Source organism: Citrobacter sp. Igbk 16 (assembly GCF_028069755.1).
GTDB lineage: Bacteria > Pseudomonadota > Gammaproteobacteria > Enterobacterales > Enterobacteriaceae > Citrobacter.
On record NZ_JANEWJ010000018.1, the window covers coordinates 26,901 to 49,840 of the forward strand.

The 22,940-nt window shown below is 52.2% G+C and carries 21 protein-coding genes; 11 read left to right on the plus strand and 10 right to left on the minus strand.

All coding sequences use genetic code 11. The annotated features are described in order from the left end of the window. The first annotated feature begins 174 nt into the window (after window positions 1-174). The 7 genes from glmU (at window position 175) to phoU (ending at window position 8,603) form a co-directional block, all read left to right on the plus strand. Window positions 175-1,545: a bifunctional UDP-N-acetylglucosamine diphosphorylase/glucosamine-1-phosphate N-acetyltransferase GlmU gene (glmU, locus tag NNO03_RS13410; RefSeq protein WP_271442714.1), complete on the plus strand. Its 1,371-nt coding sequence runs from the start codon at window positions 175-177 to the stop codon at window positions 1,543-1,545. Between the two features lie 306 nt (window positions 1,546-1,851). Next, window positions 1,852-3,681: a glutamine--fructose-6-phosphate transaminase (isomerizing) gene (gene glmS / locus NNO03_RS13415; protein WP_005121462.1), complete on the plus strand. Its 1,830-nt coding sequence runs from the start codon at window positions 1,852-1,854 to the stop codon at window positions 3,679-3,681. A gap of 333 nt (window positions 3,682-4,014) precedes the next feature. Next, window positions 4,015-5,055: a phosphate ABC transporter substrate-binding protein PstS gene (gene pstS, locus NNO03_RS13420; RefSeq protein WP_005121464.1), complete on the plus strand. Its 1,041-nt coding sequence runs from the start codon at window positions 4,015-4,017 to the stop codon at window positions 5,053-5,055. 128 nt (window positions 5,056-5,183) lie between these two features. Next, window positions 5,184-6,143: a phosphate ABC transporter permease PstC gene (gene pstC / locus NNO03_RS13425; protein WP_048213782.1), complete on the plus strand. Its 960-nt coding sequence runs from the start codon at window positions 5,184-5,186 to the stop codon at window positions 6,141-6,143. After that, window positions 6,143-7,033 (plus strand): phosphate ABC transporter permease PstA, encoded by an 891-nt coding sequence (pstA, locus tag NNO03_RS13430; RefSeq protein ID WP_271441445.1) that lies wholly within the window; start codon window positions 6,143-6,145, stop codon window positions 7,031-7,033. Before pstC ends, pstA begins: the two co-directional genes overlap by 1 nt. A gap of 46 nt (window positions 7,034-7,079) precedes the next feature. After that, on the plus strand, window positions 7,080-7,853 hold the full coding sequence (gene pstB / locus NNO03_RS13435; RefSeq protein ID WP_003023821.1) for a phosphate ABC transporter ATP-binding protein PstB: 774 nt from the start codon (window positions 7,080-7,082) through the stop codon (window positions 7,851-7,853). A 24-nt stretch (window positions 7,854-7,877) separates the two neighbouring features. After that, complete coding sequence (gene phoU, locus NNO03_RS13440) at window positions 7,878-8,603, plus strand: phosphate signaling complex protein PhoU (protein WP_006687755.1); 726 nt, start codon at window positions 7,878-7,880, stop codon at window positions 8,601-8,603. Window positions 8,604-8,726: 123 nt separating this feature from the next. Here the strand turns inward: phoU and yieH are convergent, their stop codons facing one another. Continuing rightward, window positions 8,727-9,392, minus strand: coding sequence for a 6-phosphogluconate phosphatase (yieH, locus tag NNO03_RS13445; RefSeq protein WP_271449741.1), 666 nt, complete (start codon window positions 9,390-9,392; stop codon window positions 8,727-8,729). A 167-nt stretch (window positions 9,393-9,559) separates the two neighbouring features. Between yieH and adeP the strand changes: the two genes are divergently transcribed. Further along, window positions 9,560-10,897: an adenine permease AdeP gene (adeP, locus tag NNO03_RS13450; protein WP_271449742.1), complete on the plus strand. Its 1,338-nt coding sequence runs from the start codon at window positions 9,560-9,562 to the stop codon at window positions 10,895-10,897. Window positions 10,898-10,953: 56 nt separating this feature from the next. On the opposite strand, the gene NNO03_RS13455 is transcribed toward adeP, so the two are convergent. The 9 genes from NNO03_RS13455 to rpmH all read right to left on the minus strand — a co-directional run bounded on the left by NNO03_RS13455 (window position 10,954) and on the right by rpmH (window position 18,598). Continuing rightward, window positions 10,954-11,520, minus strand: a complete 567-nt coding sequence (locus tag NNO03_RS13455; RefSeq protein ID WP_003827046.1) for an NADPH-dependent FMN reductase — start codon at window positions 11,518-11,520, stop codon at window positions 10,954-10,956. Window positions 11,521-11,550: 30 nt separating this feature from the next. Next, on the minus strand, window positions 11,551-12,300 hold the full coding sequence (locus NNO03_RS13460; protein WP_271449743.1) for a 4'-phosphopantetheinyl transferase superfamily protein: 750 nt from the start codon (window positions 12,298-12,300) through the stop codon (window positions 11,551-11,553). Window positions 12,301-12,466: 166 nt separating this feature from the next. Next, window positions 12,467-13,426, minus strand: coding sequence for an HTH-type transcriptional regulator YidZ (gene yidZ / locus NNO03_RS13465; protein ID WP_101742130.1), 960 nt, complete (start codon window positions 13,424-13,426; stop codon window positions 12,467-12,469). Next, window positions 13,395-14,576: an MFS transporter gene (locus tag NNO03_RS13470; RefSeq protein ID WP_271449744.1), complete on the minus strand. Its 1,182-nt coding sequence runs from the start codon at window positions 14,574-14,576 to the stop codon at window positions 13,395-13,397. The genes yidZ and NNO03_RS13470 overlap by 32 nt, the downstream gene beginning before the upstream one ends. 164 nt (window positions 14,577-14,740) lie before the next feature. Continuing rightward, a complete protein-coding gene (gene mnmE / locus NNO03_RS13475; protein WP_271449745.1) occupies window positions 14,741-16,105 on the minus strand; it encodes a tRNA uridine-5-carboxymethylaminomethyl(34) synthesis GTPase MnmE in 1,365 nt (454 codons plus the stop codon). A 105-nt stretch (window positions 16,106-16,210) separates the two neighbouring features. Next, window positions 16,211-17,857, minus strand: a complete 1,647-nt coding sequence (gene yidC, locus NNO03_RS13480; protein ID WP_048213774.1) for a membrane protein insertase YidC — start codon at window positions 17,855-17,857, stop codon at window positions 16,211-16,213. 2 nt (window positions 17,858-17,859) lie between these two features. Then, window positions 17,860-18,117, minus strand: a complete 258-nt coding sequence (yidD, locus tag NNO03_RS13485; RefSeq protein ID WP_003023846.1) for a membrane protein insertion efficiency factor YidD — start codon at window positions 18,115-18,117, stop codon at window positions 17,860-17,862. Next, on the minus strand, window positions 18,081-18,440 hold the full coding sequence (gene rnpA, locus NNO03_RS13490) for a ribonuclease P protein component (protein WP_003844432.1): 360 nt from the start codon (window positions 18,438-18,440) through the stop codon (window positions 18,081-18,083). Before rnpA ends, yidD begins: the two co-directional genes overlap by 37 nt. A gap of 17 nt (window positions 18,441-18,457) precedes the next feature. Further along, window positions 18,458-18,598 carry a 50S ribosomal protein L34 gene (rpmH, locus tag NNO03_RS13495; RefSeq protein WP_003023858.1) on the minus strand — a complete coding sequence of 47 codons (141 nt, stop codon included), beginning with the start codon at window positions 18,596-18,598 and terminating at the stop codon, window positions 18,458-18,460. A 606-nt stretch (window positions 18,599-19,204) separates the two neighbouring features. Here rpmH and dnaA point away from each other — a divergent pair. From dnaA to recF, 3 genes are all read left to right on the plus strand, one after another. Further along, entirely contained in the window at window positions 19,205-20,608 is a 1,404-nt protein-coding gene (dnaA, locus tag NNO03_RS13500) for a chromosomal replication initiator protein DnaA (protein ID WP_271449746.1), read from the plus strand. Window positions 20,609-20,612: 4 nt separating this feature from the next. Beyond that, a complete protein-coding gene (gene dnaN / locus NNO03_RS13505) occupies window positions 20,613-21,713 on the plus strand; it encodes a DNA polymerase III subunit beta (RefSeq protein ID WP_137382192.1) in 1,101 nt (366 codons plus the stop codon). 148 nt (window positions 21,714-21,861) lie between these two features. Next, on the plus strand, window positions 21,862-22,935 hold the full coding sequence (gene recF / locus NNO03_RS13510) for a DNA replication/repair protein RecF (protein WP_271441438.1): 1,074 nt from the start codon (window positions 21,862-21,864) through the stop codon (window positions 22,933-22,935). Window positions 22,936-22,940 lie beyond the last annotated feature (5 nt).

A 22,940-nucleotide genomic window follows, 5' to 3' on the forward strand; every position in this document is an offset into this window, starting at 1 on the left:
GCTCCTGGTTTTTGGGAGACAAAAGGCGCCGATATAGTCGAAAATAGTGAGTTAATAGTTAGGGATTTTCCCCTATTGAACGTTTTATCTTCGGCCCATTTCATGATGAAAAAAATGTAGTATTTTCAATGTGAAAGGGTATAAATTCGTTCTCAAATGACAGTCAGGATGTGTATGTTGAATAATGCTATGAGCGTCGTGATCCTTGCCGCAGGCAAAGGTACACGTATGTATTCCGATCTTCCTAAAGTGCTGCACACTCTCGCAGGTAAAGCGATGGTGCAGCATGTTATTGATGCCGCTAATGAATTAGGCGCAACTCATGTACACCTGGTCTACGGGCATGGTGGTGATTTGCTTCAGCAGACGTTGAAAGATGGCAATCTGAACTGGGTTCTGCAGGCAGAGCAGTTGGGAACCGGTCATGCAATGCAGCAGGCTGCACCGTTCTTTGGTGATGACGAGGACATTTTAATGCTTTATGGCGATGTGCCGTTAATCTCCACCGAAACGTTACGCCGCCTGCGCGATGCTAAACCTCAGGGTGGTATTGGCTTATTAACCGTAAAACTGGACGACCCAACCGGCTATGGGCGCATTACGCGTGATAACGGCAAAGTTACTGGCATCGTTGAGCACAAAGATGCGACCGACGAGCAACGCCAGATCCAGGAAATTAACACCGGCATCCTGATTGCCAATGGCGCTGATATGAAGCGCTGGTTGTCTAAACTGACCAACAACAACGTGCAGGGTGAATATTACATCACCGATATCATTGCGATGGCGTACCAGGAAGGTCGCGAAATTGCTGCGGTACATCCGGCACGTATTAGCGAAACCGAAGGGGTGAATAACCGTCTTCAGTTATCCCGTCTTGAACGTGTCTATCAGTCCGAACAAGCAGAGAAACTGCTCTTAGCAGGCGTTATGCTGCGCGATCCAGCACGTTTTGATCTTCGCGGTTCGCTTATTCACGGGCGCGATGTTGAAATTGATACTAACGTTATCATTGAAGGCAATGTAACCCTTGGCGATCGCGTCAAGATTGGTACTGGCTGCATTATCAAAAACAGCGTAATTGGCGATGGCTGTGAGCTTAGCCCGTACAGCGTGGTGGAAGATGCCCATCTGGAAGCGGCCTGTACAATCGGGCCTTTTGCGCGTCTGCGCCCAGGCGCTGAGCTGCTGGAAGGTGCGCACGTGGGTAACTTCGTCGAAATGAAAAAAGCGCGTCTGGGTAAAGGTTCTAAAGCGGGTCATCTGACGTATCTCGGCGACGCTGAAATTGGCGATAACGTGAATATCGGCGCGGGTACGATTACCTGTAACTACGATGGCGCTAATAAGTTTAAAACCATTATTGGCGATGATGTTTTTGTCGGTTCTGATACTCAGCTGGTGGCTCCCGTCACCGTGGGTAAAGGCGCGACGATCGCTGCCGGAACCACAGTGACGCGTAATATTGCTGATAACGAACTCGTATTAAGCCGTGTACCTCAGGTCCATAAGCAGGGCTGGCAGCGCCCGGTGAAGAAGAAGTAATAATTTTTGCCTGATGGCGGTTTTGCCTTATCCGGCCTACGTGCGGCGACGTTTTGTAGGTTAATAAGTGCTTACGCTATCAGGCAGACAGGAGATGAGGGGATAACATAATCCTCCACTCTAAAAGCAGTACCTATAAAAATAACCCCACTCTCTACAAGGCTCGGGGCACCCGGAATACGGGGATTACCCAAAGTTTTTCGTGCTGTAGCAAGCGTAACCAACGTAGCTACGGAGTGAAAGACGAAGGGGAAACAGGTTGACCGACAACGACAGGCACAATGCCTAAATTCGGAATCAAAAAATATGTGTGGAATTGTTGGCGCTATCGCGCAGCGTGATGTAGCTGAAATCCTTCTCGAAGGTTTACGTCGTCTGGAATATCGTGGTTATGACTCAGCCGGCCTGGCTGTTGTTGATGCTGAAGGTAACATGACCCGTCTGCGTCGTCTGGGTAAAGTTCAGATGCTGACTGCTGCAGCGGAAGAACATCCGTTACACGGTGGTACGGGTATCGCCCACACCCGCTGGGCAACACATGGCGAACCTTCAGAAGCGAACGCGCATCCGCATGTTTCTGAGCACATTGTGGTGGTGCATAACGGCATCATCGAAAACCATGAACCGCTGCGTGAAATGTTGAAAGCGCGTGGTTACACCTTCGTATCTGAAACGGACACCGAAGTGATTGCTCACCTGGTGCACTGGGAGCTGGAACAGGGCGGTACACTGCGTGAAGCGGTACTGCGTACTATTCCGCAATTGCGCGGCGCATACGGTACGGTGATTATGGATACCCGTAATCCTGAAACACTGCTGGCGGCGCGTTCTGGTAGCCCGCTGGTTATCGGTCTGGGCATGGGTGAGAACTTTATCGCTTCCGACCAGCTGGCGCTGCTGCCGGTAACCCGTCGCTTTATCTTCCTGGAAGAAGGTGATATCGCCGAGGTAACGCGTCGTTCAGTCTCTATTTTTGACAAGACTGGCGCTGAAGTAAAACGCCAGGATATTGAATCTAATCTGCAATATGACGCGGGCGAAAAAGGTATTTATCGCCACTACATGCAGAAAGAGATCTATGAGCAACCGAACGCGATTAAAAATACGCTGACCGGGCGTATCAGTCATGGCGAAGTGGATTTAAGTGAGCTTGGCCCTAATGCCAACGCGTTGCTGTCTCAGGTTGAGCATATCCAGATTATTGCCTGCGGTACGTCATACAACTCAGGCATGGTATCCCGTTACTGGTTTGAGTCGCTGGCTGGCATTCCCTGTGATGTGGAAATCGCTTCTGAGTTCCGTTATCGCAAATCCGCTGTGCGTCGTAACAGTCTGATGATTACCCTGTCTCAGTCCGGTGAAACGGCGGATACCCTGGCGGGTCTGCGCTTATCTAAAGAGCTGGGCTATCTGGGGTCGCTGGCAATCTGTAACGTTCCTGGCTCTTCTCTGGTTCGTGAATCTGACCTGGCGATGATGACAAATGCCGGGACCGAAATCGGCGTGGCCTCAACGAAAGCATTTACCACCCAGCTGACAGTTCTGTTGATGCTGGTGGCGAAGCTGTCTCGTCTGAAAGGGCTGGATGCGTCTATTGAACAAGAGATTGTTCACGGGTTGCAGGCGCTGCCGAGCCGTATTGAGCAGATGCTGTCACAGGACAAACGTATTGCTGCATTGGCGGAAGACTTCTCTGACAAACACCATGCACTGTTCCTTGGTCGTGGTGATCAGTACCCTATTGCGCTGGAAGGCGCCCTGAAGCTGAAAGAGATTTCTTATATTCACGCAGAAGCGTATGCCGCTGGTGAACTGAAGCATGGTCCGCTGGCGCTGATTGACGCTGATATGCCGGTTATCGTGGTTGCACCGAACAATGAGTTGCTGGAAAAACTGAAATCCAACATTGAAGAAGTGCGTGCCCGTGGCGGCCAGTTGTACGTCTTCGCTGATCAGGATGCAGGATTTATCAGTAATGAAAATATGCACATCATCGAGATGCCGCATGTGGAAGAGGTGATTGCACCGATCTTCTATACCGTTCCGCTGCAGTTGCTTGCGTATCACGTCGCGCTGATTAAAGGTACTGACGTGGATCAGCCGCGTAACCTGGCAAAATCGGTTACTGTGGAATAAGCAATACCTCGCTGAACTGAAAATGCCCTGCTCAAAGCGGGGCATTTTTTTAAACGTGTTCTGTTTTTAATCAATTATCCCGCCTGTTTTATGTGACAGTCCGTCATCTTCAGCTACTGTTTTCAGTGTCATAAAAAGAAAATTTTGCCGAAATATGATTGTCGTACAATCAGTTAATTTGCTGTTTCTATGAGATTTTTAATTGTTCCTGGCGCATTATTTTTCATTGTCATAAAACTGTCATATTTCGTACATTTAACTGTCACCTGTTTGTCCTATTTTGCTCATCGTAGCCACTAAACAATGATTTACGAAAATCTTGCAGGAGACATTATGAAAGTTATGCGTACCACTGTCGCAACTGTTGTCGCCGCGACCTTATCTATGAGCGCGTTCTCTGCCTTTGCTGCAGCGAGCCTGACAGGTGCTGGTGCAACTTTTCCTGCGCCAGTGTATGCCAAATGGGCTGATACTTATCAGAAAGAGACCGGTAGCAAAGTAAACTACCAGGGTATCGGCTCCTCCGGTGGTGTAAAACAAATTACCGCAAATACCGTTGATTTCGGTGCATCAGATGCGCCGTTATCTGACGAGAAGTTGGCTCAGGAAGGCCTGTTCCAGTTCCCGACAGTGATCGGCGGTGTGGTGCTGGCGGTGAATATCCCTGGCCTGAAGTCCGGTGAGCTGGTGCTTGACGGTAAAACCTTGGGCGATATCTACCTCGGCAAAATTAAGAAGTGGGATGATGAGGCCATCACCAAACTGAACCCGGGTCTGAAGCTGCCTTCTCAGAACATTGCCGTTGTGCGTCGTGCAGATGGTTCCGGTACCTCCTTCGTCTTCACCAGCTACCTGGCGAAAGTGAACGAAGAGTGGAAATCTAAAATTGGCGCAGGCTCTACTGTGAACTGGCCGACCGGTCTGGGCGGTAAAGGTAATGACGGTATCGCTGCGTTCGTACAGCGTCTGCCAGGCTCTATTGGCTACGTTGAGTATGCTTATGCTAAGCAGAACAACCTGGCATACACCAAACTGGTTTCTGCTGATGGCAAACCGGTAAGCCCGACAGAAGAAAACTTTGCCAATGCGGCTAAAGGTGCTGACTGGAGCAAAACCTTCGCTCAGGATCTGACGAACCAGAAAGGTGACAATGCGTGGCCAATCACTTCCACCACCTTCATCCTGGTTCATAAAGAGCAGAAGAAACCAGAGCAAGGCGTTGAAGTGCTGAAATTCTTTGACTGGGCATATAAAAATGGCGGCAAACAGGCTAACGACCTGGATTACGCCAGCTTGCCGGATAGCGTGGTTGAGCAGATTCGTGCTGCATGGAAGACCAACGTGAAAGACAGCAGCGGTAAAGCGCTGTACTAACAGGATATTTTTGACGAAGATGGCGGGTGGCGCTGGCGCTTTCCCGCCCTACGGTTCATCCTGTAGGCCCGGTAAGCGCCAGCGCCACCGGGCATATTCGTAAGACGTCTCAAACAGAAGAGTGATTTATGGCTGCAACCAAGCCTGCTTTTAACCCACCGGGTAAAAAGGGTGACATGATATTCAGCGCGCTGGTAAAACTGGCTGCGCTGATTGTGCTATTGATGTTGGGTGGCATTATTGTCTCTCTGATCATCTCCTCCTGGCCAAGCATCCAGAAATTTGGTTTCTCATTCCTTTGGACCAAAGACTGGGATGCGCCAAATGATATCTACGGCGCACTGGTACCGATTTACGGTACGTTGGTCACCTCACTTATCGCACTGCTGATCGCAGTTCCGGTGAGTTTCGGTATTGCTTTGTTCCTGACGGAACTTGCACCTGGCTGGCTGAGACGCCCGCTGGGTATCGCTATTGAACTGCTGGCGGCGATCCCGAGTATCGTTTACGGCATGTGGGGTCTGTTTATCTTTGCCCCGCTGTTTGCGACGTATTTCCAGGAGCCGGTCGGTAATATTCTTTCCAACATTCCGTTTGTTGGCGCACTGTTCGCTGGCCCGGCATTTGGTATCGGTATTCTGGCTGCTGGCGTGATCCTCGCCATCATGATCATCCCGTACATTGCGGCGGTTATGCGTGATGTATTCGAGCAAACGCCGGTACTGATGAAAGAGTCAGCCTACGGTATTGGCTGTACTACCTGGGAGGTTATCTGGCGTATCGTTCTGCCGTTCACCAAAAACGGTGTGATTGGCGGCGTAATGCTGGGTCTGGGTCGCGCGCTGGGTGAAACCATGGCGGTGACCTTTATCATCGGTAACACCTACCAACTCGACAGCGCATCGCTGTATATGCCGGGCAACAGTATCACCTCTGCGCTGGCAAACGAATTTGCTGAAGCGGAATCGGGTCTGCATGTTGCGGCACTGATGGAACTGGGTCTGATCCTGTTTGTGATCACCTTCATCGTACTGGCAGCGTCTAAGTTCATGATTATGCGCCTTGCGAAAAACGAGGGGGCACGCTAATGGCTACGCTGGAAATGCAAAACACCGCCGCACTGGCAGAATCACGCCGTAAAATGCAGGCGCGTCGCCGTCTGAAGAACCGCATCGCGCTGACGCTCTCGATGGCGACGATGGCATTTGGTCTGTTCTGGCTTATCTGGATCCTGATGTCCACGATTACCCGTGGCATTGACGGTATGTCGCTGGCACTGTTCACCGAAATGACTCCGCCGCCGAACACCGCGGGTGGTGGTCTGGCGAACGCGCTTGCCGGGAGTGGGCTGTTGATTCTGTGGGCGACCGTATTTGGTACACCGCTCGGTATTATGGCGGGCATCTACCTGGCGGAATACGGGCGTAAGTCCTGGCTGGCTGAAGTCATCCGCTTTATCAACGATATCCTGTTGTCTGCACCATCGATTGTGGTCGGTCTGTTCGTTTACACCATCGTGGTGGCAAAAATGGAACACTTCTCCGGCTGGGCGGGCGTGATTGCGCTGGCGCTGCTGCAGGTACCTATCGTTATTCGTACCACTGAGAACATGCTCAAACTGGTGCCGGATAGTCTGCGAGAAGCCGCCTATGCGTTGGGTACACCAAAGTGGAAGATGATTTCCGCGATCACCCTGAAGGCGTCTGTGTCGGGCATTATTACCGGCATTCTGCTGGCAATTGCCCGTATTGCTGGTGAAACGGCTCCGCTGCTGTTTACGTCGCTCTCCAACCAATTCTGGAGCACTGACATGATGCAGCCAATCGCCAACCTGCCGGTCACTATCTTTAAGTTTGCGATGAGCCCGTTTGCTGAGTGGCAACAACTGGCCTGGGCTGGGGTACTGATTATTACCCTGTGCGTACTGCTGCTGAACATTCTGGCGCGCGTGATTTTCGCGAAGAAGAAACACGGTTAATTTTTACGGCGTGGCTGATGCGGCGCCGGATGAGGAAGAGATTGAAATGAGTATGGTTGATACTGCCCCAGGTAAGATTCAGGTTCGTGATTTGAACTTCTACTATGGCAAATTCCATGCCCTGAAGAACATCAACCTGGATATTGCGAAGAACCAGGTAACGGCGTTTATCGGGCCGTCAGGCTGTGGTAAATCAACGCTGCTGCGTACCTTCAACAAAATGTTTGAACTGTACCCGGAGCAGCGTGCGGAAGGTGAAATCCTGTTGGATGGTGACAATATTCTCACCAATACCCAGGATATCGCGCTGCTGCGTGCCAAAGTCGGCATGGTTTTCCAGAAGCCAACGCCGTTTCCGATGTCTATCTACGACAACATCGCGTTTGGCGTGCGTCTGTTTGAGAAGCTTTCCCGTGCCGATATGGACGAGCGCGTGCAGTGGGCGTTGACCAAAGCCGCATTGTGGAATGAAACCAAAGATAAATTACACCAGAGCGGATACTCTCTCTCCGGTGGTCAGCAGCAGCGTTTGTGCATTGCGCGTGGTATCGCCATTCGCCCGGAAGTGCTTCTGCTTGATGAACCGTGTTCAGCGCTTGACCCGATCTCCACCGGGCGTATTGAAGAGCTGATCACTGAGCTGAAAGAGGATTACACCGTCGTTATCGTCACCCACAACATGCAGCAGGCTGCGCGTTGTTCTGACCATACGGCGTTTATGTACCTGGGCGAGTTGATTGAGTTCAGCAACACGGACGATCTGTTCACCAAACCCGCGAAGAAACAAACAGAAGACTACATTACTGGCCGCTACGGTTGATATGCCCGGGCATCTGGAGAAATGATGGATAACCTTAACCTTAATAAACATATTTCCGGTCAGTTCAACGCTGAACTGGAGAGCATTCGTACCCAGGTGATGACCATGGGCGGCATGGTTGAGCAGCAGCTTTCTGATGCGATTACCGCCATGCACAATCAGGACAGCGATCTGGCGAAGCGCGTCATTGAGGGCGATAAAAACGTCAACATGATGGAAGTGGCGATTGATGAAGCCTGCGTGCGTATCATCGCCAAACGTCAGCCGACAGCGAGCGACCTGCGCCTGGTGATGGCGATCATCAAAACCATCGCTGAGCTGGAGCGTATTGGTGACGTCGCGGATAAAATCTGCCGTACTGCGCTGGAGAAATTCTCCCAGCAGCATCAACCGCTGTTGGTCAGTCTGGAGTCACTGGGCCGTCACACCGTGCAGATGTTGCACGATGTGTTGGATGCCTTTGCGCGTATGGATCTGGATGAAGCGGTACGTATCTACCGTGAAGATAAGAAAGTCGACCAGGAATATGAAGGCATTGTGCGCCAGCTGATGACCTACATGATGGAAGATCCGCGCACTATTCCAAGCGTGCTGACCGCGCTGTTTTGCGCGCGTTCTATCGAGCGTATCGGTGACCGTTGCCAGAATATCTGCGAATACATTTTCTACTTCGTGAAGGGGCAAGATTTCCGTCACGTGGGCGGGGATGAGCTGGATAAGCTGCTGGCGGGTAAAGATCCGAAGGAATAAGCGGCTTGTTGCGTTCGCCGGGATCCCCCGGCGTCGCTATTGTAGGCCGGATAAGGCGTTAAGCCGCATCCGGCATTCTGCGCCATTCGCCCGGTGGCGCATGCTTACCGGGCCTACAAAAAATTACCGCGTAATATCCCAACCCCGCGCCTTCCACAATTCCGGCAACTGTGCCAAATCGGTAAAGGTCGTCACTTTAGGATGATCGATCGGTTTGTTGTGCGGATCGGCGCAGAAGTAAAAAACCTCCATTCCTGCAGCAATCCCCGCCTGGGCACCCGCACTGGAGTCATCGACCAGGATACAGTTCTCAACGTTGACGTTCATCGCTTTCGCCGCATGGAACATCAGTGCCGGGTCAGGCTTCCAGCGCTGAATATCATAACCGCTGAACAGTAAATCAGGAAAATGATGCAACATGCCCAGCTTACCCAATGAATGCTGCATTTTGCTGACCGGACCGTTAGACACCACGCACATTGGCACAGCCATGCTGTCCAGCAGTGTGTTCGCACCAGCAATGACTTCCAGCTCGGTATCGAACAGACGTGCGACCTCAGCACGGTAAACCGGTTCTAACTCGGTTTTTGCCAGTTCGACACCGTGTTCTTCGTTAATAATGTCGATGATTTCGTAGAGCTTTACCCCCTTGAAGCGTTTAAACGTCTCTTCAAGATCGAGCGTAATGCCGAACGCCTGGAACATGCTGACATACGCGCGAGAACAAATTACTTCACTGTCGACAAGGGTACCGTCACAGTCAAAAAATACGGCTTCTATCTGGGACATGTCATTTCCATTTTAACAAGTTTAACGTTTTCGTAATGCATATTGGGGGGACGCAATCGTTGCCGTATAAGCAAAATCAATGAAAAAAGTTGCTCATAACCCAACCCTATTGTCGCATTTTGGTATAGGATAGCGACGAATTTTCCCTCCTTGTTCGGAAATTGATAATGAGTCAACAACACACAACCCAGGCTTCTGGCCAGGGGATGCTGGAACGCGTGTTCAAACTGCGCGAGCATGGCACGACGGCACGGACCGAAGTGATCGCCGGTTTAACCACCTTCCTGACGATGGTGTATATCGTTTTTGTTAACCCGCAAATTCTTGGCGTAGCTGGCATGGACACCAGCGCCGTCTTTGTTACCACCTGTCTTATTGCTGCATTTGGTAGCATCCTGATGGGGCTGTTTGCCAACCTGCCGGTTGCGCTGGCACCTGCTATGGGTCTGAACGCATTCTTTGCCTTCGTGGTGGTCGGTGCGATGGGGCTGCCATGGCAGATTGGTATGGGCGCGATCTTCTGGGGCGCAATTGGTCTGCTGCTGCTGACGATTTTCCGCGTACGCTACTGGATGATTGCGAATATCCCGGTCAGTCTGCGCGTGGGCATCACCAGTGGTATCGGCCTGTTCATCGGCATGATGGGGCTGAAAAATGCCGGTGTTATTGTTGCGAACAAAGACACGCTGGTTTCCATCGGTAACCTGACTTCCCATAGCGTGCTGTTGGGGATTCTGGGCTTCTTTATCATCGCGATTCTGGCATCACGCAACATTCACGCGGCAGTGCTGATCTCCATTATTGTGACCACGCTGTTAGGGTGGATGTTGGGTGATGTTCATTACAGCGGTATCGTTTCTGCGCCGCCGAGCGTCACGTCTGTTATTGGTCATGTTGACCTGGCGGGGTCATTTAACATTGGTCTGGCGGGCGTTATTTTCTCGTTCATGCTGGTGAACCTGTTTGACTCCTCCGGTACGTTGATTGGCGTCACAGATAAAGCGGGTTTGGCAGATGCCAAGGGCAAGTTCCCGCGCATGAAGCAGGCTCTGTTTGTCGATAGCGTGTCGTCTGTTACCGGTGCGTTTATCGGCACTTCTTCCGTTACCGCATATATTGAATCCTCTTCCGGGGTTTCTGTCGGTGGACGTACAGGTCTGACAGCCGTGGTTGTCGGTCTGCTGTTCCTGCTGGTTATCTTCCTGTCACCGTTGGCGGGAATGGTGCCGGGCTATGCCGCAGCGGGTGCGCTGATTTACGTGGGCGTATTGATGACGTCCAGCCTGTCGCGCGTGAAGTGGGATGATCTGACTGAAGCTGTTCCGGCGTTTATTACCGCTGTGATGATGCCGTTTAGCTTCTCCATCACTGAAGGCATCGCGCTGGGCTTTATTTCCTACTGCGTGATGAAAATTGGTACTGGCCGTTTCCGCGATCTCAGCCCGTGCGTCATCGTTGTTGCGCTGCTGTTTGTGTTGAAGATTGTGTTTATCGACGCGCATTAATCGCTGTCTATTCGACCATAGCAAAACAAGCCCAGCATATCGCTGGGCTTTTTCTTTTACGCTTTTACGCGCTGAATATAATCACCGAACGCGGTCAGTTGGCCAGTCAGATGGTCCAGCGTGCTTTGGTCGATCACTTCGCCGGTCTGCGGGTCTACTTTATTCTGAATAACGCCGCCCATAAACTCTGGCTTGTTCATCACCATCGCATCAAGGAATACCAGAATTTGGCGCAGATGATACTGACAGCGAGCGCCGCCAATGGCGCCCATTGAGCTGGTCTGGATTAGCACCGGTTTGCCTGATAATGGTTGATCGGGCAGACGAGACAGCCAGTCGATGGCGTTTTTCAGCCCGCCAGGAACAGAATAGTTGTATTCCGGCGTGACGATAACGACGCCATCAGCCTTCCTGATTTGTTCCGCCAGCGCTTCTACACTTGCCGGAAACCCCTCTTCCTGCTGAAGGTCGGCATCGTACAGAGGAATATCCCCAATCGACGGTAACGCATTCACTTCCATCCCCGCGGGGGCAATTTTTGGCAGCGTACGGGCAACCATTCCATTAAACGAACCCTTGCGCAGGCTCCCCAGTAACGTAACAACATTCAATGTTTCAGACATGGTTACTCCTGTTTCATCATGAAGGTCAAATCAGTTAAGCGTATGGCTTTTTGCTGCGGATAATTGTGAAAACCGGATCAGGCGACCCGTTGGCTCATTCGCGCGGGTCTGGATATCAGGCAAGCTTTTCCAGTCCTGTTTACCATCAAACTCCCAAACCTTGAGTTTTTCAATGGTTGGCGTGACCGCGACCGACCACACCAGCACATCTTCGGCATCGCAAATGGCTTCTATCTGCGTAACGTGAGCACATCTCAGACGGCCCGCACCCGGTAATAGCTGGAGTTCACGTGGATCGTCATTGCACACGTCGCCAGTGAGCTTGAGAACGCTCTGGCGTAACGTAATGAGTTGAGCACGTGCTTCATTGGGGTCGTTTTGGTTATTGATCCACAGATTTTCGTTGCTGGAAAAGCGGTAGGTTTCTGTAGCATTCGGGGTATGGAACCCGCGGGTTGCTCGCTGAAGCTCCATATCCAGGCCGCATGAACCCTCTGTGGTAATCGCGACGCCGACGATATTCCCGGCATAGGAAATCGAAAAACCAGGCAGGTTTTTATCGCGAAAAATGGGTTTCCCTTTCGCCTCGGTAACAATCTCAGGCAATGTGCTGGTGCCGTAAAGCATAAACATCAGTTCAGCGAGAAGGCTTCGGGAGGCCAGAAAGCGTGTTCGGCGGTGAGTGGGTAGATTTCTTGCTTCAAAATGACATGGAGTAGGGAGACGAACTGAAACCAGGTGTCCCTCCGTAAGAATCCCTCTGGCAAAATGTGTCGCCATTTTTCGCTCCGTGATTAATGGTCCGTGATTATTATCAGAGTAACATTTACGCAGCTTATAGGCAGGCTTTACTGCCCAAAAAGTAAACGGAATCGGGATACATTACGCGACATTTACATTTCCACAGCCAGGGAGGTCAATAAAACAACAATATAGCAAAGGATCTTCATGACATCTCGCGATAGAGTGCCTTGATCGTCTCTTTCAGCCATACGATCTTAGGATTGTGGCTGTTGCGTTTATGCCAAAGGAGGGTGAACGGTACGCGCATTTTCTCCAGTTGCGCAGCATCAAAAGGCATTGGACGTGCCACGAGCGGAAGCTGGTGGAGTTGGTTGTAACGCTGACAATAGACCGGGGCGGTGGCTATTAATGCGTGATCGGGCTGCGCGGCCATAAACAGCGACTGCTCAAAGCCCGGGAGACACAATGCGATGTTACGCGCACGCCCCATCTCCTGAAGCACATCGTCCAGTGCCCAGGTGTCGCTCTGCTCCCAGCTAATGCTGATATGGGGATAGCGCAGGAATGTTTCCAGATTCCACTCTTCCTGCAATGCCGGATGGTCTTCACGTAACCAGACGCAGGGGAGATCGGAAAACAGGACCTCGTGGTCGATCGATAACGGTAGCAGACTCAGCAATTCTCGTGAGCGCGGGTGACTTTCACGCCCGGTAAAGCCGATATCGACCTCGCCACGGATAATGGCATCCAGCGAATCGTAATCCCAGTTGCGCACTTTGATCGTTGCCTGTGGATAACGCTGGTAGATCTGTTGGGAGAGCGCGTTAAACATGATCATCACCAGCGGCGTTTCAGCCACCAAATCAAACTTCAGCCCACGTGGTGCTTCATGGTGTGGCTTATCGAGCAATTGATTGCCCATCTGCATCCACTCCGCCAGGCTCTGTTCCATGTTGAGCATCAGCGGCGTTGGTGTTAGCCCCAGCGGGGTGTTAACAAACAACGGATCGTCAAACCAGGCTCTCAGCTTCGACAGCGATTTGCTGACCGCCGACGGCGTGACGTTCATCCGTTTGGCGGTTTTAGTGACACTGCGTTCCTGCATCAACAACTGCAGGCAGAGCAGCAAATTAAGATCGAGACTGCTGAGGGATTTCTTCATGAGTTGGCGTGGACCGGTTTGGTGCAACAGTGATAATCAGCATGATACTCACTATGCTACAGCCAATCAGAATCCCGATCAGCATATTCAGCGCATCGAGACCGAGGATGGCGGCCAACCAAATCCATAACGATGAACCGCAAACCTGGGCAATGCCTAATGCCGAGCTGGCGACGCCTGCGCGCAGCGAGAATGGCCCCAGCGCCTGGCTCATGGCAACGCCGAAACCGACTGAGAATCCGGCGCAGATTAAGGTTAACCCGAACAACGTTACAGCGTGCGTACTGGCAAGAGTTAACACGATGCCCGCAGCCAGGAACAATACCTGTGAAGTCAGCATCAGGATGCGGGGTTTAAAAATGCTCAGTGCGAATGGCGTTGAGAAGGAGACCGCCATACTGACACCCGCGGTCATCGCCATTGTCGTGGCGTACTCACCGCGGTCAAAACCCATCACTTCCATCAGCTGCACCGGAGAGGTATTCACAAAGGTCAGGATGACCGACACACTGAGGGTGGTAATTGCCAGGCGGCTAAGGAAAAAGCGGTTTACCAGTGATTCGGTAGTTTGGTTCTTTTGCACCGATGCCGGGAGCGTCGTTGGGCGCGATTCTCGCAGGATAAACACTGATAGCAGGCAAACGACCACACCCATACCCATCATCGTGTAGAACAGGCTCTGCCAGGGGTATTTGAGCATAATCAGATGCCCCATCACCGGAGCCAGTACCGGCACGATACAAGTGATACCGTTTAGCAGCGACAGCACCTTCGCACGGCGGCGATCGTCGAGTGTATCGCGCAGGATGGCGAAGGCCACCACGTAGCAGCAACCTGCCCCGATGCCCTGAACAAAACGGCCGACCAGGAACGGCGTACCGCTCTCGGCGAATGAACATAAGGCCGAGGCGATAATAAAGATCACCGCACCGACAATGGCGACCGGTTTACGACCCGACTGGTCAGCAATTTTACCGGCGAACAACATTGCCGTCGCCATCCCCGCCAGGTAGACCGAGAACGCGATATGCAACTGAGCCTCGCTGGCTTGTAAATCGGCAGCAATACGGGGCAATCCCACCAGATACATATCAATCCCGGCGGGATAAAGGAGAACAAGGGCAAAACTGCAGATTAGAAAGCGTGTCATAGCGGCCTCATGAGGAAAGTGGCGCTAAGAATACGGGGAGAGGAATGTCTGTGCGAGTTGCCATTTGGACAACAGTGATTTCCTTATGGGAAATTACTTGTTGCCGTATCCGGCCTACGGGGCCTGTAGGCCCGGTAAGCATCGTGCCACCGGGTAACACATCGTTATTTACCAATACAGAAGCTGGAGAAAATCCGCCCCAGCAGATCGTCGGAAGTAAACTCTCCGGTGATTTCACTGAGGTTTTGCTGTGCAAGGCGCAGCTCTTCCGCCAGCAATTCTCCGGCCCATGCTCCGAGTAGTTGGGCTTTGCCCTGCTGAAGATGTTCCGCTGCTTCTGCCAGTGCCTGCAGATGACGACGACGCGCCAGGAAGCCGCCTTCCATATTGGTTTCAAAGCCCATGCTCTGTTTGAGATGGTTGCGCAATACGTCAACACCTTCGCCGGTACGCGCAGAGAGGCGAACCAGTGAGTGGCCATTTACTTCGCTGAGACCCAGCGTTTCACCCGTGATATCCGCTTTGTTACGCACGACGGTAATCGGCAGTTTTGCAGGTAAACGCGCAATAAAGTCTGGCCAGATGTCTGCCGGGTCAACCGCGTCGGTGGTGGTGCCATCAACCATAAACAGTACGCGGTCAGCCTGTTCGATCTCCTGCCAGGCGCGTTCAATACCAATGCGTTCAACTTCGTCACTGGCGTCGCGCAGACCGGCGGTATCGATGATGTGCAACGGCATACCGTCGATATGGATATGCTCACGCAGCACGTCGCGGGTGGTGCCGGCGATATCGGTGACAATAGCTGCTTCACGGCCAGCGAGGGCGTTCAACAGACTTGATTTACCGGCGTTAGGACGCCCGGCAATCACCACTTTCATGCCTTCGCGTAGCAGGCTGCCCTGACGTGCTTCGGCACGCACGGCATCAAGATCGGCTATTACGCTATTGAGCTGGGCTTCAATCTTGCCGTCAGACAGGAAGTCAATTTCCTCATCAGGAAAATCAATCGCAGCCTCCACATAGATGCGCAGGTGAGTGAGTGCTTCCACAAGATGATTGACTCGTGCAGAAAACGCACCCTGTAAGGAATTTAGCGCCGAGCGTGCCGCCTGCTCAGAGCTGGCGTCGATCAGATCGGCAATTGCTTCAGCCTGGGCTAAATCGAGCTTATCGTTAAGAAATGCGCGCTCGGAGAACTCACCTGGTCTGGCAATGCGCAGGCCGGGAATGGTCAGAATACGTTTAAGCAGCAGATCGAGAATGACCGGACCGCCGTGACCCTGAAGCTCAAAGACGTCTTCACCGGTAAAGGAGTTCGGGCCAGGGAACCACAGCGCAATCCCCTGATCCAGCACGCTGCCATCCGCGTCTTTAAATGGCAGGTAGTCGGCATAACGCGGTTTTGGCAGTTTACCCAGTACGGTTTCGGCGACCTCGCGGGCTTTCAGGCCGGAGATGCGCAGAATACCCACACCACCACGTCCCGGTGGGGTTGCCTGAGCGACGATGGTGTCGTTATGGCTCATGATATGTCTCTTTGTCATGCAATAAAAAAGGCGGTCTAATGACCGCCCTTTGCTTTATGTTCCGTTTGCCGGATGGCGGTTTCGCCTAATCCGGCCTACACCGAATCAGGAGTTTTTCTTCTCGCGGCTATGCAGGCCACGTTTCTCCAGACCACGGTAAATCAGCTGTTGCTGAATAATGGTTACCAGGTTGCTGACGATATAGTACAGCACCAGACCTGATGGGAACCACAGGAAGAACACGGTGAAGATGACCGGCATAAAGGTCATGATCTTCTGCTGCATCGGGTCGGTCACGGTGGTCGGAGACATCTTCTGGATGAAGAACATCGTCACGCCCATCAGGATCGGCAGGATGTAGTACGGGTCCTGTGCAGACAGGTCATGGATCCACAGTGCGAACGGCGCATGGCGCAGTTCAATGGAGCCCATCAGCATGTAGTACAACGCCAGGAAGATTGGCATCTGGATGATCAGCGGGAAGCAGCCACCCAGCGGGTTAACCTTCTCAGCTTTGTACAGGGCCATCATTTCCTGGCTCTGACGCTGTTTGTCATCGCCCAGACGCTCACGCATTGCCTGAATCTTCGGCTGCAGCATACGCATCTTCGCCATGGAGGTGTACTGCGCTTTGGTCAGCGGGTACATGATGCCACGAACGATAAAGGTGATAACGATGATGGAGAAGCCCCAGTTACCCAGGAAGCTATGGATCCATTTCAGCAGTTTGAACAGCGGCTGAGAGATAAACCACAACCAGCCGTAATCCACGGTCAGATCCAGGTGCGGTGCAACGGCCGCCATTTTATCCTGAATTTCCGGGCCGACCCATAGGGTGCTGGTCATCGCGCCAGTCTGACCTGGCTGTACCAGTACCGGCTGAGATTTATAACCGATAGCGGCAATGCCATTACCCAGATTAGCGGTGTAGAAATTATTGGTGCCGTCGTTACGCGGAACCCATGCCGTTGCGAAATACTGTTGCAGCATTGCAACCCAGCCGTCTTTAGCATTGACGTTCAGGTTTTCGTTATCAGCAATGGTGTCGAATTTGTATTTCTCATACTTCTCATCAGGCGTGGAGTACGCTGCGCCACGGAAGGTATGCAGTGCAAAGTTGCTGCTACCGGTGTCGCGATGAGAGGGCAGATTGATGGATTGCTTCAACTGACCAAAGGTGGAGACTTCCAGCGGTTTCTCGCCGGCGTTCTGCACGCTGTAGTTAACGTTGACAGCATATTCACCACGTTTGAGGACAAACGTCTTCGTGAATGTGTTACCCGCTGCGTCAGTATAGGTCATCGGGATCTGCAGTTCGTTCTGACCATCAGCCAGTACAAAGGCGTCTTTTTCGACGTTGTACAGCGGACGCGGGCCGTTAGCCGGATTATCCGGGCCGTCACGACCTGTCAGGCCACTTTGTGCCTGGTAGATGAACTGTGGCGTGGTTTCCAGTAACTGGAACGGTTCGGTTGAACCCAGTTCTTTCGGGTACGCTGGCAGTGAAGCCTGTTCCACATCACCACCACGGGTGTTGATGGTCAGATCAAGCACGTCAGTTTTAACCGTAATCAGTTTCCCCTGGCCACTGGCCGGTACGCCCTGGTCGGCGGCGCTACCCGCTGCGGTGGTCGTTGTCTGCGTGGTCTGTTGGGCCTGAGGTTGCGGATTTTTATCCTGCTCCCAAGCTTGCCAGATCATGAAAGACACGAACAGCAAAGCGATGACTAAAAGATTGCGTTGCGAATCCATCGTTAGTGTTCTCTGGTATCAAATGGTCCGGGCGGGACGGGATCGTCACCACCAGGGTGTAAAGGGTGGCATTTTAATACGCGTTTCACCGTCAACCAACTGCCTTTTATCACTCCAAACCTGCGCAATGCCTCAATTCCGTAGCTCGAACAGGTTGGAGTGAAACGGCAATGCGGCCCAAGCAGCGGACTGATAAGGCGTTGATAGACCCGAATGAGGGCTATCAGGACCCGCGAGCCAGGCGACAATGGCGACGCCATAATTTTTCCAACGCTTCCGAGAGAGCACGGTTATCGAGGTCGGCAACCCCTTTTTTAGCCACCACCACGAAATCCATTGCTGGAAGCTCGTGCTGACGTAAACGAAAGCTTTCACGCGTCAGACGTTTAATCCGATTACGTTCATGCGCACGTTTAACATTTTTTTTGGCGACTGTAAGACCGATACGGGGATGCCCCAGCGAATTCAGGCGGCCGAGGATGGTGATTTGCGGCGTGCCAGCCCGTTGTGGCTGCTGGAAGACGAATGTGAAATGAGTGGGAGTTAACAAACGTAACTCCCTGGGAAATGCGAGCTTAACCACTCAGGGGCTAGCTTTTATTACTTAGAAACGGTCAGACGAGAACGGCCTTTAGCACGACGACGTGCCAGAACCTGACGACCATTTTTATTTGCCATACGAGCACGGAAGCCGTGAGAACGGTTGCGCTTCAGTACAGACGGTTGAAAAGTGCGTTTCATGGCGATTTCTACCTAAACTTGAATAAATTCACTGACTTTTGCGTATACCCGAACGAATTTCGAACGACTTACGCCACAGTGTGGGTGATTAAAGAGGCCGGATTGTAATAATTGTACACTCCGGAGTCAATTCTCTTTCCTTATATCCCGTTTTTTTTCACGTGGTTTTGTGTAAAAAACAGGCAGCGTTGACGCCGTAAGGCGACCGTTACTCGCTGGGGGTAAGAATTATACGGGCTGGTGGATAAAGCGCAAGGATCGCTCGGGATCTTTATTAGATCGATTAAGCAGTAAAGCATCTTTACTCATTAATTTTTTCAATATGCGCGCGAAAACCTGCAGCACTTCTCCAGGATCGTTTACACTTAGCCGATTCTGGATCATCCTGTGGATAAATCGGGAAGAATCTGTGAGAAACAGAAGATCTCTTTCTCAGTTTACGCTATGATCCGCGGTCCTGATCGTTTCATTGGATCCTGATCGGGTAAAAATTGCAGATAGCAATTCGCACGTCACCCTTTGCATAGGGTCTTGTCGATGTGCGTCAACAATCATGAATGTTTCAGCCTTTGTCATTTATCGACTTTTGTTCGAGTGGAGTCCGCCGTGTCACTTTCGCTTTGGCAGCAGTGTCTTGCCCGATTGCAGGATGAGTTACCAGCCACAGAATTCAGTATGTGGATACGCCCGTTGCAGGCGGAACTGAGCGATAACACGCTGGCTTTGTATGCGCCAAACCGTTTTGTGCTCGATTGGGTAAGGGATAAATACCTCAATAATATTAATGGATTGCTGAATAGTTTCTGCGGAGCAGATGCCCCACAGCTGCGTTTTGAGGTTGGCACTAAACCTGTCACGCAAACGCTGAAGACGCCGGTGAATAACATCGTTACACCTGCGCATGTGGCTCAACAAGTGCAACCGCAACGAGTCGCTCCGGCGGCGCGTCCCGGCTGGGATAACGTACCAGCCCCGGCAGAACCTACCTATCGCTCTAACGTCAACGTCAAACATACGTTTGATAACTTCGTTGAAGGTAAATCTAACCAACTGGCGCGCGCGGCGGCACGTCAGGTGGCGGACAATCCTGGCGGCGCCTACAATCCGTTATTCCTTTATGGTGGTACAGGTCTGGGTAAAACCCACCTGCTGCACGCTGTAGGTAACGGCATTATGGCGCGTAAGCCGAACGCAAAAGTGGTGTATATGCACTCCGAGCGTTTTGTGCAGGACATGGTTAAAGCCCTGCAAAACAATGCGATCGAAGAGTTTAAACGCTATTACCGTTCCGTTGATGCGTTGCTGATTGACGATATTCAATTCTTTGCCAATAAAGAACGTTCGCAGGAAGAATTTTTCCACACCTTTAATGCCCTGCTGGAAGGTAATCAGCAGATCATCCTGACATCGGATCGCTATCCGAAGGAGATCAACGGCGTTGAGGATCGTCTGAAATCCCGCTTCGGCTGGGGGCTGACCGTCGCGATCGAACCGCCTGAACTGGAGACGCGCGTAGCGATCCTGATGAAAAAAGCAGATGAAAACGACATTCGTCTGCCGGGTGAGGTGGCGTTCTTTATTGCCAAGCGCCTACGCTCTAACGTGCGTGAACTGGAAGGCGCACTGAACCGCGTGATTGCCAACGCTAACTTTACTGGCCGGGCGATTACTATCGATTTCGTGCGTGAAGCGCTGCGCGATTTGCTGGCATTGCAGGAAAAACTGGTCACCATCGACAATATTCAAAAGACGGTGGCGGAGTATTACAAAATCAAAATTGCGGATCTGCTTTCTAAGCGTCGATCTCGCTCGGTAGCTCGTCCGCGCCAGATGGCGATGGCGCTGGCAAAAGAGCTCACTAACCACAGTCTGCCGGAAATTGGCGATGCGTTTGGTGGGCGTGACCATACTACCGTGCTTCATGCCTGTCGCAAGATTGAGCAGTTGCGTGAAGAAAGCCATGATATTAAAGAAGATTTCTCCAATTTAATCAGAACATTATCTTCGTGACGCTATGAAATTTACCGTTGAACGTGAACATTTATTAAAACCGCTTCAGCAGGTCAGCGGCCCGCTGGGTGGTCGTCCTACACTGCCGATCCTCGGAAACCTGTTGCTACAGGTTGCGGATGGAACGCTTTCTCTGACCGGTACCGATCTCGAAATGGAGATGGTGGCACGCGTGGCGCTGATCCAGGCTCATGAGCCTGGTGCAACCACCGTTCCGGCGCGTAAATTCTTCGACATTTGTCGTGGGTTGCCGGAAGGTGCGGAAATTGCCGTTCAACTGGAAGGCGACCGTATGCTGGTGCGTTCTGGCCGCAGCCGTTTTTCGCTGTCCACATTACCTGCTGCTGACTTTCCGAATCTGGATGACTGGCAGAGCGAAGTCGAATTCACCTTGCCGCAGGCAACGATGAAGCGTCTGATTGAAGCCACGCAGTTCTCAATGGCGCATCAGGACGTGCGTTATTACTTAAACGGTATGTTGTTTGAAACTGAAGGCGAAGAGCTGCGTACCGTGGCGACCGATGGTCACCGTCTGGCTGTTTGTTCTATGCCGGTTGGTCAGTCCCTGCCTAACCATTCGGTGATCGTACCGCGTAAAGGTGTGATTGAATTGATGCGTATGCTCGACGGCGGCGACAATCCGCTGCGTGTGCAGATCGGCAGCAACAACATTCGCGCACACGTGGGCGATTTCATCTTTACCTCCAAACTGGTGGATGGCCGCTTCCCGGATTACCGTCGTGTACTGCCGAAGAACCCGGACAAACATCTGGAGGCGGGCTGCGATATTCTCAAACAGGCGTTTGCCCGAGCGGCAATTCTTTCTAACGAGAAATTCCGCGGCGTGCGTCTGTATGTCAGTGAAAATCAGCTCAAAATCACGGCCAACAACCCGGAACAGGAAGAGGCGGAAGAGATCCTCGACGTCACCTATCCGGGCACTGAACTGGAAATCGGTTTTAACGTCAGCTACGTGCTGGACGTACTTAATGCGCTGAAGTGCGAAAATGTGCGCATTATGCTGACCGATTCCGTATCCAGCGTACAGATTGAAGATGCAGCGTCACAATCCGCAGCCTATGTCGTCATGCCTATGAGATTGTAGAATCTGCAAAGGGGCTGGTTTACTTGCCATTTCGCCTTCCGGCAGTGCTCGAAATGCTCACGTACTTCGTGTACGCTCCGCTTTCTGCGCGCTGGCGGTAGACGAACTGGCTGCGACACCCACGCCCCTTGAATGATGACGAGTTGATATGTCGCTATCCCGACTACTAATCAAAGACTTCCGCAATATCGAAAACGCGGATCTCGCTTTATCTCCCGGCTTTAACTTTCTGGTTGGCGCTAACGGCAGTGGCAAAACCAGCGTGCTGGAGGCCATCTATACACTCGGCCATGGCCGGGCGTTTCGCAGTTTGCAGATTGGCCGTGTGATTCGCCACGAGCAGGAATCGTTTGTCCTCCACGGGCGTTTACAGGGTGAGGAACGCGAGACCTCGATTGGCCTGACGAAAGACAAACAGGGCGACAGTAAAGTACGCATTGATGGCACTGACGGGCATAAGGTCGCAGAACTGGCGCACCTGATGCCGATGCAGCTGATAACGCCTGAAGGGTTTACTTTACTCAACGGCGGCCCCAAATACAGAAGAGCATTCCTTGACTGGGGATGCTTTCACAATGAAGCCGGATTTTTCACCGCCTGGAGCAACCTGAAGCGACTGCTCAAGCAGCGCAATGCGGCACTGCGCCAGGTGAGTCGTTATGAGCAACTGCGCCCGTGGGATAGAGAACTTATCCCGCTGGCGGAACAAATCAGCACCTGGCGCGCGGAGTACAGCGCCGGTATCGCGCAGGATATGGCGGATACCTGCCAGCAGTTTCTTCCCGAATTCTCTCTCTCGTTCTCTTTCCAGCGTGGCTGGGAGAAGGAGACAGATTATGCTGAGGTGCTGGAACGCAGTTTTGAACGCGACCGCATGTTGACCTACACCGCGCACGGCCCGCACAAGGCGGATTTCCGCATTCGCGCCGACGGTGCGCCGGTGGAAGACACGTTGTCGCGTGGGCAGCTAAAGCTGCTGATGTGCGCCTTACGACTGGCGCAAGGGGAGTTCCTGACCCGTGAAAGCGGACGGCGCTGCCTGTACCTGATAGATGATTTTGCCTCTGAACTGGATGATGCGCGTCGCGGGCTGCTGGCCAGCCGCTTAAAAGCCACGCAATCTCAGGTCTTTGTCAGCGCAATCAGCGCTGAACACGTTATAGACATGTCCGATGAAAATTCGAAGATGTTTACCGTGGAAAAGGGTAAAATAACGGATTAACCCAA